The 13,283-nt window shown below is 61.9% G+C and carries 7 protein-coding genes; all 7 read left to right on the top strand.

The genetic code is table 11. The features are described from left to right. The first annotated feature begins 167 nt into the window (after positions 1-167). The 7 genes from CXF97_RS20375 to CXF97_RS20345 all read left to right on the top strand — a co-directional run bounded on the left by CXF97_RS20375 (position 168) and on the right by CXF97_RS20345 (position 12,925). Positions 168-1,613 (top strand): serralysin family metalloprotease, encoded by a 1,446-nt coding sequence (locus tag CXF97_RS20375; protein ID WP_101160386.1) that lies wholly within the window; start codon positions 168-170, stop codon positions 1,611-1,613. Positions 1,614-1,746: 133 nt separating this feature from the next. After that, positions 1,747-2,127: an AprI/Inh family metalloprotease inhibitor gene (locus tag CXF97_RS20370; protein WP_256589879.1), complete on the top strand. Its 381-nt coding sequence runs from the start codon at positions 1,747-1,749 to the stop codon at positions 2,125-2,127. A gap of 180 nt (positions 2,128-2,307) precedes the next feature. Beyond that, the gene (locus CXF97_RS20365) at positions 2,308-4,080 is read left to right on the top strand and encodes a type I secretion system permease/ATPase (protein WP_101160383.1); all 1,773 of its coding nucleotides are present in this window, start codon (positions 2,308-2,310) and stop codon (positions 4,078-4,080) included. Between the two features lie 11 nt (positions 4,081-4,091). After that, positions 4,092-5,426: an HlyD family type I secretion periplasmic adaptor subunit gene (locus CXF97_RS20360; RefSeq protein ID WP_101160507.1), complete on the top strand. Its 1,335-nt coding sequence runs from the start codon at positions 4,092-4,094 to the stop codon at positions 5,424-5,426. A 2-nt stretch (positions 5,427-5,428) separates the two neighbouring features. Continuing rightward, positions 5,429-6,799, top strand: coding sequence for a TolC family outer membrane protein (locus CXF97_RS20355; RefSeq protein WP_101160381.1), 1,371 nt, complete (start codon positions 5,429-5,431; stop codon positions 6,797-6,799). Positions 6,800-6,862: 63 nt separating this feature from the next. Then, positions 6,863-9,808 (top strand): autotransporter serine protease, encoded by a 2,946-nt coding sequence (locus CXF97_RS20350; protein WP_101160504.1) that lies wholly within the window; start codon positions 6,863-6,865, stop codon positions 9,806-9,808. Positions 9,809-9,847: 39 nt separating this feature from the next. Next, positions 9,848-12,925, top strand: coding sequence for an autotransporter serine protease (locus CXF97_RS20345; RefSeq protein ID WP_101160378.1), 3,078 nt, complete (start codon positions 9,848-9,850; stop codon positions 12,923-12,925). Positions 12,926-13,283: the final 358 nt, after the last annotated feature.

Here is a 13,283-nt window from a genome sequence, read left to right as displayed (position 1 = left end):
GGCAGTTTCCTGACACCGCCAAATTGGATCGCAAAAAAATCCTTTACGACAGATTTCAAATTGTGTCAGGTTCGTTACGCCTTCATTGGGCGAGTGATAGGACGATCTCGCCAAAGATCGTCCTGTCGGACAAAAACTGTTCCATTGCTAAACAAGGAAGTGTGTTTATGTCGAAAGTTAAAACCAACGCTATTGATAGCGCCGAACAGGCTTTCCAGCTGGCCGCCTTCAGCTCGGCTTACAACCAGATCAATAGCTTCAGCCATCAGTACGACCGTGGCGGTAACCTCACAGTCAATGGCAAACCCTCGTATACCGTCGACCAGGCGGCTACGCAATTGCTGCGTGATGGCGCTGTCTACCAGGACAAGGACGGCAGCGGCACGATCGAGCTGACCTATACGTTCCTGACGTCGGCCTCGAACAGCACAATGAACAAGCACGGGATCAGCGGATTCAGTCAGTTCAGCGCGCAGCAGCAAACCCAGGCCAAGCTCGCCATGCAATCCTGGGCCGACGTTGCCAATGTCACCTTCACCGAGCGAGCCTCGGGTGGCGACGGGCACATGACCTTCGGCAACTACAGCGGTGGCCAGGACGGCGCTGCGGCGTTTGCCTATCTGCCGGGCACCGGCGCTGGTTATGACGGTACTTCGTGGTACCTGATCAACAGCGGTTATACCCAGAACAAGAACCCGGATCTGAACAACTACGGTCGTCAGACCCTGACCCACGAAATCGGCCATACCCTGGGCCTTGCTCACCCTGGCGACTATAACGCAGGCAATGGCAACCCGACCTACAACGACGCGACTTACGGCCAGGACACTCGTGGCTACAGCGTCATGAGTTACTGGAGCGAGAGCAACACCAACCAGAACTTCAGCAAGGGCGGCGTCGAAGCCTACTCGTCCGGCCCGCTGATGGATGACATCGCGGCGATCCAGAAACTCTACGGCGCCAACACCACGACCCGCACCGGCGACACCACCTACGGCTTCAACTCCAATACCGGCCGTGATTTCCTCAGCGCTTCATCATCGAGCGACAAAGTGGTCTTCTCGGTGTGGGACGCCGGCGGCAAGGACACCCTGGATTTCTCCGGTTTCACCCAAAACCAGAAGATCAACCTCAATGGCGCTTCGTACTCCGACGTGGGCGGCATGGTCGGCAACGTATCGATTGCCAAGGGCGCAGTCATCGAGAACGCGATTGGCGGTTCGGGCAGTGATCTGTTGATCGGCAACAGCGTGGCCAACGAGCTGAAGGGCGGTGCCGGTAACGACATCCTCTACGGCGCAGGCGGTGCCGACAAACTGTGGGGCGGTGCCGGTTCGGACACCTTTGTGTTCGCGGCCAGTTCGGATTCCAAGCCGGGTGCGATCGATCAGATTCTCGATTTCGTCAGCGGTCTCGACAAAATCGATCTGACCGGCATCACCAACGGCGCTGGCCTGCACTTCGTCAATAGCTTCAGCGGTTCCGCTGGCGATGCAGTGTTGACGTCGTCGGGCGGCAACAGCCTGTTGTCGGTGGATTTCTCCGGGCATGGCGTGGCGGACTTCATCGTCAGCACCGTTGGCCAGGCAGCGACCAGCGACATCGTCGCGTGATGTAAAGGGAAAGCGGCGCCGCGTGCGTCGCTTTCTTCGCTTGCATCGGCCTGATCGCCGGGCAAGGCTACGAGCGGAAGTGAAATTTCCTATGCGTGGATACGTTTTTACTGACACTACGATGGCATGGCTGATGGCAGTCACGCTGATGATGAGCGGAGCGACAAGCATGGCAAGCAGCCTCAGACTCGAAGAACCCTCGGTATTCGCCGGGCGCTGGCAGGCCACATTGACCGGTCACAACGACACGCATGAAGCGCGAACGCTGCAAGACAAGCCGTCGAACACATGCCTGGTCGATCTCGCGCCGAACCAGACTTTGGGTGCAGGCGCCGAGTGCCTGGGCGCGTGGTTGAGCGAAGCGCCGATCGGCTGGTTTCCCGAGCCCGATGGTATTGCCATCACCGGCAAGGAAGGTTCGAGAATCGCTTTCTTCAGCCGCCAGCGTGAAGGCTTGTATACAAGCAGATTGAGTCCGCATTTGCTCATTTTGCTGGAGCGTGTCGAACACTAAGCAACGAATGGAAAGTTGCAGGTAGTTGATATATGGCACTGCCTGCGGGTTATATGCGCGGGGCCCATTTACTTGTTATGAAATTGTAAGCGCTACTTGCTCATCCTCTTTGCAGGCCAGCGCAATATTCAATGGAATGCTCGTTCGGCAATGACGAGACTATGAACTCAGGAAGAATCAATGAAGATGGCGAAGTCTCCTGCCGCTCCGTTAATCAAGGCACTGGGCGACTATAAAAGCATCCTGATCAGCGTCGGTTGTTTCACCGCGCTGATCAACGTGTTGATGCTGGTACCGTCGATCTACATGCTGCAAGTTTATGACCGGGTGCTGTCGTCGCAGAACGAAACCACCCTGGCGATGCTGTCGTTGATGGTGGTCGGATTCTTTGCCCTCATCGGGCTGCTGGAAGTGATCCGCAGCTTCATCGTAATCCGCATCGGCAGCCAGTTGGAGCGACGCTTCAATCTGCGCGTCTATCAAGCCGCGTTTGAACGCAACCTGTTCAAGGGCGAGGGCAACGCCGGGCAAGCGCTGGGCGACCTGACCCACATCCGCCAGTTCGTCACCGGCCCGGCGCTGTTCGCCTTCTTCGATGCGCCATGGTTCCCGGTCTATCTGTTTGTCATCTATTTGTTCAACGTTTGGCTCGGGGTGCTGGCGACGGCGGGGGCGTTGCTGTTGATCGCGCTCGCATGCCTCAACGAATACATGACCAAAAAGCCGCTGGGCGAGGCCGCCGGGTTTTCCCAGCAGTCCAGCCAATTGGCCACCAGCCATTTGCACAACGCCGAAACCATTCAGGCGATGGGCATGCTCGGCTCGCTGCGCACACGCTGGTTTGGCGTGCATTCGCGCTTTCTCGGCTTGCAGAACCAGGCCAGCGATACTGGCGCGGTGATCAGTTCCCTGAGCAAGACGCTGCGTTTGTGCCTGCAATCGTTGGTGCTTGGGCTGGGCGCGCTGCTGGTGATCAAGGGCGACATGACCGCCGGCATGATGATCGCCGGTTCGATCCTGATGGGCCGCGTACTGAGCCCGATCGACCAGTTGATCGCCGTGTGGAAACAGTGGAGCGGGGCGAAGCTGGCTTATCAGCGCCTTGATGCGCTGTTGCAGGCCTTTCCACCCAGCGACGAAGCGATGGCGCTGCCGGCACCGAAAGGTCAGATCACTTTCGAGCAAGTCAGCGCCGGCCCGCCGGGGCAACGTGCGGCGACGCTGCACCTGGTCAATTTCAGTCTAGGTGCCGGCGAAGTGCTTGGCGTGCTCGGCGCCTCAGGCTCGGGCAAATCGACGCTGGCCCGGGTGCTGGTCGGCGTGTGGCCCGTTCTGGGCGGCACGGTGCGTCTGGATGGCGCTGATATCCACCGCTGGAATCGTGATCAGCTCGGTCCCTACATTGGCTACCTGCCGCAAGACATCGAGTTGTTCAGCGGCACCATCGCCGAGAACATTGCGCGTTTCAGCGAAGCCGATTCGCAAAAAGTCGTCACTGCCGCGCAGCAGGCCGGCGTCCACGAGATGATCCTGCGTCTGCCGCTGGGGTATGACACGCAACTGGGCGAGGACGGCAGCGGCTTGTCCGGTGGCCAGAAGCAACGTGTGGCCCTGGCCCGCGCGCTGTACGGCACGCCAAGCCTGGTGGTGCTGGATGAACCCAATTCCAACCTCGACACCGTCGGTGAAGCCGCACTGGCCAGTGCTATTGCGCAACTCAAGGCTCAGGGCACCACGGTGATCCTGGTCACGCATCGCTCTTCGGTATTGGCTCAGGCGGACAAACTGCTGGTGCTCAACGATGGGCGCTTGCAGGCGTTCGGCCCGAGTCAGGATGTGCTCAAGGCACTTTCCGGCCAGCACGAACAGCAGCGCGAGAAAGCTGCACAGGCACCGGGCGGGCTCAGTATGAGCAGGCAATATCAGCCCTCGACAAGGAATTCGGGCGTATGAGCAGGGCCAGCATGAACACGCAAAACGAAGCGAGCATGGAACATGCCTACGTCGCTGAACGTCCGGAACGCGATGCGAAATACTTCGTGCGCATGGGCTGGATTCTGGCCATCGTCGGCGCTGGCAGTTTCTTCACCTGGGCGGCACTGGCACCGCTGGATCAGGGCATCGCGGTGCAGGGCACCGTGGTGGTCTCGGGCAAGCGCAAGGCCGTGCAGTCGATGAGCAGCGGCGTGGTCAGCCGGATTCTGGTGCGCGAAGGCCAGACCGTGAAGCAGGGCCAGCCGCTGTTCCGCCTCGACCAGACGCAGGTCGCCGCCGACGTGCAGTCGCTGCAGGCGCAATACCGCATGGCCTGGGCCAGCCTCGCGCGCTGGCAGGCCGAACGCGACAACCTCAAGCAAGTAAGCTTTCCCGCCGAGTTGAGCAATGATGCTGACCCGCGTCTGGCGCTGGTGCTGGAAGGCCAGCGTCAGCTGTTCAGCAGCCGCCGCGAAGCGTTTTCCCGTGAACAGGCGGCACTGCGCGCCAATATCGAAGGCGCCACTGCGCAACTGGCTGGCATGCGCCGCGCGCGCAGTGACCTCAATGCCCAGGCCAGCTCCTTGCAGCAACAATTGCGCAACCTGCAACCGCTGGCTGACAACGGCTACATCCCGCGCAACCGCTTGATGGATTACCAGCGGCAACTGTCGCAGGTGCAGCAGCAATTGGCAGAAAACACTGGCGAAAGCGGGCGCGTGGAGCAGGGCATTCTTGAGTCGCGCCTCAAGCTGCAGCAGCACGGCGAGGAATACCAGAAGGAAGTGCGCACGCAACTGGCCGACGCGCAACTGAAAAGCGTGACCCTGTCCGAGCAACTGACCTCCGCCGGTTTCGACCTGCAACACAGCGAAATCCTCGCTACGGCCGATGGCGTAGCGGTCAACCTCAGCGTGCACACCGAGGGCGCCGTCGTGCGCCAGGGCGAAACCCTGCTGGAGATCGTTCCCCAAGGCACCACGCTGGAAGTGGAAGGGCACTTGCCGGTCAACCTGATCGACAAGGTCGGCACGCATCTGCCGGTGGATATTCTTTTTACCGCGTTCAACCAGAGCAAAACCCCGCGCGTGCCCGGCGAAGTCAGCCTGATTGCCGCTGACCAGATGATCGATGAGAAAAGCGGCGTGCCGTATTACGTGTTGCGCAGCAGCGTCAGCGATCAGGCGATGGAAAAGCTCAACGGGCTGGTGATCAAGCCCGGCATGCCGGCGGAGATGTTCGTGCGCACGGGGGAGCGGTCACTCCTCAACTACCTGTTCAAACCGCTGCTCGATCGCGCCGGTTCTGCGTTGACCGAGGAATAAGGATGTTCGGCTGTATGACTAAGCTTTCAATGTTGGGGGCCGTGGTGCTGCTGCTCGCGAGTCACTCGGCAGTCGCCGCCATGGGGCCGTTCGAGATTTACGAACAGGCGTTGCGCAATGATCCGGTGTTTCTCGGCGCAATCAAGGAACGTGATGCCGGCCTTGAAAACCGCGTGATTGGACGCGCCGGGCTGTTGCCTCGGATCGGCTACAGCTACAACAAGGGTCGCAACTCGTCCAAGGCTACGTCTCTGGATGATCGTGCGCGCAACCGCACCGATGAGCGCAACTACAACAGTTACGGCTCGGCGCTGACGGTGCAGCAACCGCTGCTCGATTACGAGGCTTACGCGGCCTATCGCAAAGGTGTGGCGCAGTCGTTGTTTGCCGACGAAGCCTTTCGCGGCAAGAGTCAGGAACTGTTGGTGCGCGTGCTGGACAACTACACCAAAGCCTTGTTCGCCCAGGACCAGATCGACATTGCCCAGGCGAAGAAGAAGGCCTACGAGCAACAGTTCCAGCAGAACGAACACATGTTCAAGCAGGGCGAGGGCACGCGCACCGATATTCTCGAAGCCGAGTCACGCTATGAGCTGGCGACTGCCGAGGAAATCGAAGCGCGCAATGAACAGGACGCTGCCTTGCGCGAACTGGGGGCGCTGGTCGGCGTGCCGGCGGTCGACATCGGCGACCTGGCACCGCTGGGCCAGCAATTCCAGACCTTCACGCTGCAACCGGCCAACTTCGACACCTGGCATGAACTGGCGATCAGCAACAACCCGAACCTCGCTTCACAGCGTCAGGCGGTCGAGGTGGCGCGCTATGAAGTCGAGCGCAACCGCGCCGGGCATCTGCCGAAAGTGAGTGCCTACGCCTCGATGCGCGATAACGAGTCCGAGAGCGGCAACACCTACAACCAGCGCTACGAAACCAACACCATCGGCCTGGAAGTCAGCGTGCCGCTGTACGCCGGCGGCGGGGTGTCGGCTTCGACGCGCCAGGCCAGTCGCACCATGGAACAGGCCGAATACGAACTGGATGGCAAGACCCGCGAAACCTTGATCGAACTGCGCCGACAGTTCAGCGCTTGTCTTTCCGGGGTGAGCAAATTGCGCGCTTACCAGAAGGCGTTGAAGTCCGCCGAGGCGCTGGTGGTCTCGACAAGGCAAAGCATTCTGGGCGGTGAACGCACCAACCTCGACGCGTTGAATGCCGAACAGCAACTGTTCACCACCCGCCGCGACCTGGCCCGGGCGCGCTATGACTACCTGATGGCGTGGACCAAATTGCATTACTACGCCGGAACCCTGAATGAGCAGGATCTGGCGCGGGTGGATGAGGCATTTGTGGTCGCGCAACGGCCCTCACCCTGACCGAGGGGGAACGGGCGAAACCGCCATTGAACCGGCATAAAACAAAAAACGAGAGTGATGACCATGGACGTACGCATCAAACCGATTTCGCTCGGCACGCTGTTGCTGGTGACCTCGGCTACTCAGGCGCAATACCTCGAATCCGGCCAGCCCGGCAATCCGGCCAGTTGGCGCAGCGCCGAGTTCCTGCGTGACTGGGGCCTGCAACGCATGCAGGCGGATCAGGCCTACGCTATCGGCATCACCGGCAAGGGCGTGACAATCGGCGCGCTCGATTCCGGTTTCGATGCCGCCCACCCGGAGTTCTCCGCCGCGCGCTATCACCCGGTCTCCGCCAGCGGCAGCTATGTTGATGGCTCACCGTTCAACGTCGACGGCACGCTCAACCCGAACAACGATTCCCATGGCACCCACGTGGTCGGCACCATGGGCGCCTCGCGTGATGGCAGCGGTATGCACGGCGTGGCTTACAACGCGCAAATCTACGTCGGCAACACCAACAGGAACGACAGTTTCCTCTTCGGCCCCAGTCCTGATCCGCGTTATTTCAAAGCGGTCTACGACAGCCTGACCGACGCTGGCGTGCGGGCAATCAACAACAGCTGGGGCAGTCAGCCGCCGGATGTCAGCTATCGGACCTTGGCGGATCTGCACGACGCCTACGCTCAGCACTGGAACAAAGGCACTTGGCTTGACGCCGCCGCCGATGTGTCGCGGCGCGGCGTGATCAATGTGTTCAGCGCCGGCAACAGCGGTTACCCGAACGCCAGCGTGCGCTCGGCGCTGCCGTACTTCCAGCCGGATCTGGAAGGCCACTGGCTGGCGGTGTCCGGGCTTGATCAGGGCAATCAGCAAAAGTACAACCAGTGCGGCATCGCCAAGTATTGGTGCATCACCACACCGGGGGCGAAGATTGACAGCACCATTCCCGGCGGCGGCTACGCGATCAAATCCGGCACCTCAATGGCGGCGCCGCACGCGACGGGCGCGTTGGCGCTGGTAATGGAACGCTATCCGTACATGAACAATCAGCAGGCGCTGGAAGTGTTACTGACCACCGCCACCCAGCTCGACGGCTCGGTCACCGATGCGCCGAACGAGCGCGTCGGCTGGGGCGTCGCCAACCTCAACCGAGCGATGCGCGGGCCGGGGCAATTGCTCGGTGCGTTCGATGCCAATCTGGGGGCAGGGCAGCGCGATGTCTGGAGCAACGACATCTCCGACAAGGCGCTGCTCCAGCGCCAGCGCGAAGACCTCGCCGAGCACACCGCCTGGCAGCAAACCCTGCAGGACAAAGGCTGGCAGAACGGCGTTCCGACCGGCACCAGTCAGCAGGACCAGACCGACTACGCGGTCGGCATGCTGCGTGATGCGGCAGCGGCGAACCGGGTGTATCAGGGCAGCCTGATCAAGTCCGGCGCCGGGCAATTGCTGCTCAGCGGCGCAAACACCTATCGCGGCCCGACCACCGTCAACGGCGGTCTGCTGACGGTCAACGGTTCGCTGACGTCAGCCGTCACCGTCAACGACAGCGGCACCCTCGGCGGCTCCGGACGCATCGCCGCGTTGACCGCCAACAGCGGCGGCCGGGTTGCACCGGGCAATTCCATCGGCACCTTGAACGTCGCCGGTGATGTGACACTTGCCCCGGGCTCGACTTACGCCGTCGAGCTATCGCCCACCAGCAGCGACCGCATCGTTGCCGGCGGCGCGGCAACCGTCAGCGGCGCTAATGTCAGCCTGGCGCTGGAAAACAGCCCGACCCTGCTCAGCAGCGCCGAAGCGCAAAGCCTGCTCGGTCGCCAGTACAACATCCTGCAAGCGGCGGGCGGCGTGCAGGGGCAGTTTGCTGCGGTCGTGCCGAACTACCTGTTCATCGGCGGTACCCTCGATTACGCCGCAACCGGCATTCAGCTGAATATCCAGCGCACCGCGACCAGCTTCGCCAGCGTCGGGCAAACGCCGAACCAGCGTTCGGTGGCGGCGGCAGTCGAAGGTCTGGGCGCCGGCAATTCGGTTTACGAAAGTGTGCTTCGTGCACCGACTCAAGCCTCGGCGCAGCAAGCCTTCCAGCAACTGAGCGGCGAGATTTATCCGGCGCTGGGCACGATGCTGATCAACGACAGCCGCCAGTTGCGTGATGCGGTCGGCGAGCGGCTGCACGATGAATCGGCGACTCGCAGCAACGGCTGGATCAAAGCACTTGGCGCGTGGGGCAGCACCGATTCCAGTCACGACACGGCCGGCTACAACACTTCGATCGGCGGTCTGCTGGCCGGTGTCGACGGCGCGCTGGACGAGCAGACCCGCATCGGTCTGGTCACCGGCTACAGCGACAGCTCCTTGAGCATGGGCTCGGGCACGCATTCTTCGGCGACAGTCGACAGCTATCACCTCGGCGCTTACGCCGGGCACGACCTCGGCGCGTGGCGCTTGAGCACCGGCGCGGCGTACAGCTGGCATCGCGGCGATGTGAAGCGCGATCTGCAATACGACGTCGTCAGCGCCAAGCAGAAAGCCAAGCTTGATGCGACCACCACTCAGGTGTTTGGCGAGGCGGCGTATCGCTTGCCGCTGCAACCTCTGGCGCTGGAACCGTTCGCCAATTTGACTTACCTGCATCTGGACACCGAAGGCTTTACCGAAAAGGGCGATGCCGCTGCGCTGAAAAGCTCGGGAGACAGGCGCGACGTGGTGTTGAGCACCTTGGGCGTGCGGGCGAGCAAAACCTTCAACCTTACGAACCAACAAGCACTGGACGTCAATGCCCGTCTCGGCTGGCAGCACAGCCTCAGCGATATCGAATCGCAGCAACATTTGCGCTTTGCCAGTGGCGGCACGCCGTACGCGGTGGAGAGCTCGGCACTGGTACGCGATGCGGCGCTGGTCGGCGTGCAGGCCAGTCTGGCCCTGAGCAAAGACGTGCGGGTCAACCTTGATTACAACGGCCAACTCGCCAGCCGCGAGAAGCTGCATGGCGTTGGGCTGAGCCTGAACTGGCAGTTCTGACACAGGTTTTTTTCGCAACATCACTAAGGAAGGTCGTGGATGGATAACAACAATACCCCCGCGCAATCGGGTGGCCGCTTTGCCCTGAAAACCCTGACAGTCGCGATGCTCTGTGCCAGTGCGATGGCGCAGGCAGCGCCTTACGTGGAAAACGGCCGCAGCGGCGATCCGTCAAGTTGGCGCAGCAATGAGTTCAAGGCGGACTGGGGCCTGGGCGCGATCGGCGCGGATTACGCTTACGCCGCCGGCTATACCGGCAAAGGCGTGAAACTGGGAATTTTCGATCAGCCGGTCTACGCCGCCCACCCGGAGTTCTCTGGCAGTAACAAAGTCGTCACCCTGGTCACCAGCGGAATCCGCGAATACACCGACCCGTATATCCCGGTGAAGGCCGGCGACGCGTTTGTGTATGACGGTTCACCCTCGGTCGGCTCCAACGGCAAGCTTGGCGCCCACGGCACCCACGTTGGCGGCATCGCGGCGGGCAGTCGCGACGGCGGGGTGATGCACGGCGTCGCATTTGGCGCGCAGATCATCAGCGCCGACAATGGCGACCCAGGGCCTGAAGACGGCATCGTGCGTGGCAACGACGGCGCGGTGTACAAGGCCGGTTGGGATGCGCTGATCGCCAGCGGTGCGCGGATCATCAACAACAGCTGGGGCATCGGCATTACCGATCGCTTCGACCTCGGCGGCCGCGATCCGGCGTATCCGCACTTCACCGTCAACGACGCGCAGTTGCAGTTCAACGAAATCCGCACCTTGCTTGGCACCAAACCCGGCGGCGCCTATGACGGTGCGATTGCCGCCGCACGCAGCGGCATCGTCACCATTTTCGCTGCCGGCAACGATTACAACCTAAATAACCCTGACGCCATCGCCGGCCTCGGCTATTTCGTTCCGGACATCGCGCCGAACTGGATCACCGTCGCCGCATTACAGCAGAACCCGGACACGGCCAGCGCCAATCCGTACGTGATCAGCACGTTCTCCTCGCGTTGCGGCTACACCGCGAGTTACTGCGTCTCCGCGCCGGGCACCAGGATCTACAGCTCGATCATCGAAGGCACCAACGCCGGCAACCTGACCACCAGCTATGCCAACTACAACGGCACCTCGATGGCGGCGCCGCACGTCGCCGGTTCCATCGCGGTGCTGATGGAGCGCTTCCCGTACATGAGCGGCGACCAGGTCGCCAGCGTGTTGCGCACCACCGCCACCGACCTTGGCGCGCCGGGCATCGACGCCTTGTACGGCTGGGGGATGATCAACCTGCGCAAGGCCATCGAAGGCCCGGCGATGTTCGTTACCGAGCAGGACATCCCCGAGCAATTCCGAGTGCAGGGCGCGTACGGCTCCGGCCAGTTCGTCGCCGATCTGCCGGGCATCGGCGCGATCATCGATCAGGGCAAACCGACCGAGCGCGTGTGCAGCGACATCACGTGCGGCCTCGACACCTGGCGCAACGACATCGGTGGTCACGGCGGTCTGACCAAGCAGGGCATCGGCACGCTGGTGCTGACCGGCAACAACACTTACAGCGGCCCGACGCTGGTCAATCAGGGCCGACTGGCCATCAACGGTTCGCTGCAATCGGCGGTCACTGTCAACAACGGCGGCATTCTCGGCGGCAATGGCCGCATCGGCGCGTTGGCGGTGAACAGCGGCGGTACGGTGGCGCCGGGCAATTCCATCGGCACGCTGAATGTGGCGGGTGACGTGACCTTCGCCCCCGGTTCGACCTACGCCGTGGAGCTGTCGCCAACCCGCAGCGATCAGATCGTCGCGGGCGGCAAAGCGTTCATCGACGGCGCCACGGTGAGCCTGTCGCTGGAAAACAGCCCGACCTTGCTCAGCACCGGCGAAGTGCAAAGCCTGCTCGGCACCCGCTACAACATCCTGCAGGCAGCGGGTGGCATTGACGGGCGCTTCGGTCAGGTCTTGCCGGATTACGCGTTCCTTGGTGGCACCCTCGATTACTCGGCGGGCGGCATTCAACTGGCGGTCGGGCGCAACGCAGCGTCGTTCGCCAGTGTCGGTCTGACGCCGAACCAGCGCGCCGTTGGTGCGGCCGCCGAGCGTTTGGGCGCGGGCAATGCGCTGTTCGAGACCCTGTTGCTGTCGCCCAACGCGGCGTCGGCGCAGCAGGCCTTCCAACAGTTGTCCGGCGAGATTCACCCGGCCATCGGCACGCTGCTGATCAACGACAGCCGCTACGTGCGCGAAGCGGTTGGCGAGCGCCTGCGTGAGCGTGATCTGTTCAATGCCGATGCGCCGACGGACGAGCGCAGCAACGTCTGGGTCAAGGTGCTCGGATCGTGGGGCGAGAGCGACGGCGGGCATGACAATGCCGATTCCAACAGCTCGATCGGTGGGCTGCTGGCCGGTGTCGACGGTCTGATCGCTGAAGATACCCGTCTCGGTTTCGTCACCGGTTACAGCGACAGCTCGTTGAGCATGGGCAGCGGCACGCATTCCCAGGCGTCGGTCGACAGCTACCACTTGGGTGCGTATCTGGGGCATGAAATCGACGCGTTGCGCCTGACCGTCGGCGGCGCCTACAGCTGGCATCGCATCGACGTGAAACGTGATCTGCAGTTCGGCGACGTGAGCGGCAAACAGAAAACCAAACGTGACGCGACCACCGCGCAACTGTTCACCGAGGCCGCGTACGATCTGGGCCTGCAACCGATGAACCTGGAGCCATTCGCCAATCTGTCCTACGTACACCTCAACACCGACAGCTTCACCGAGAAGGGTGACGCGGCCGCGCTGAAGGGCGGCGAAGACAACCGCGACGTGGTGCTCTCGACTCTCGGCGTACGCGCCAAGCGCAGCTTCGCCGTATCGGATAAGCATCAGCTGGAACTGGGCGCTAGCCTCGGCTGGCAGCACAACCTGAGCAGCGTCGATGCCGACAGCCATCTGGCCTTCGCCAACGGCAACAGCGCCTTCACCGTGCAGAGTGTGTCGATGGATCGCGACGCCGCTGTGGTCGGCGTGCGCGCCGGGCTGGCGCTCAATCGCGACGTGCGGGTCAACCTCGATTACAACGGTCTGATCGGCTCGAACGAGAAAGATCACGGCGTTGGTCTGACCCTCGACTGGCAGTTCTGAGCGTAACCGGCAGCGCGTCACGGGCTGCCGGTTTTTCAAGAACAAGGAGCACTGCACATGGGACTGTGCGAGTACAACAATCCAAATGTGCAGAAGATCCAAATGTGGGAGCGGGCTTGCTCGCGAAAGCGGTGTGTCAGTCGAGAAGGTGCCGTCTGACACTTCGCTTTCGCGAGCAAGCCCGCTCCCACAGGGCCGGCGTACACATGATATTTGAGGGTCATCACGAGATGTAATGAAATGCTCCGGAGCCTCGCGCTCTGGCTGTGAGCTATCTCTGACAATTCCAACAACAAGAGAGGCAATGGCAATGGGTGTATACGACTACAAGAACTTCGGCACCGCCGATTCGACTGGC

Source organism: Pseudomonas sp. Choline-02u-1 (genome assembly GCF_002836515.1).
GTDB lineage: Bacteria > Pseudomonadota > Gammaproteobacteria > Pseudomonadales > Pseudomonadaceae > Aquipseudomonas.
Note: the sequence above shows the minus strand (reverse complement) of the source record. Positions and strands in the feature narration are given on the sequence as shown.

Excerpts from the sequence above, each read along its gene's own strand:
- CXF97_RS20375 (WP_101160386.1), top strand. The coding sequence starts at position 168 with ATGTCGAAAGTTAAAACCAACGCTATTGATAGCGCCGAACAGGCTTTC.
- CXF97_RS20370 (WP_256589879.1), top strand. The coding sequence starts at position 1,747 with ATGGCAGTCACGCTGATGATGAGCGGAGCGACAAGCATGGCAAGCAGC.
- CXF97_RS20365 (WP_101160383.1), top strand. The coding sequence starts at position 2,308 with ATGAAGATGGCGAAGTCTCCTGCCGCTCCGTTAATCAAGGCACTGGGC.
- CXF97_RS20360 (WP_101160507.1), top strand. The coding sequence starts at position 4,092 with ATGAACACGCAAAACGAAGCGAGCATGGAACATGCCTACGTCGCTGAA.
- CXF97_RS20355 (WP_101160381.1), top strand. The coding sequence starts at position 5,429 with ATGTTCGGCTGTATGACTAAGCTTTCAATGTTGGGGGCCGTGGTGCTG.
- CXF97_RS20350 (WP_101160504.1), top strand. The coding sequence starts at position 6,863 with ATGGACGTACGCATCAAACCGATTTCGCTCGGCACGCTGTTGCTGGTG.
- CXF97_RS20345 (WP_101160378.1), top strand. The coding sequence starts at position 9,848 with ATGGATAACAACAATACCCCCGCGCAATCGGGTGGCCGCTTTGCCCTG.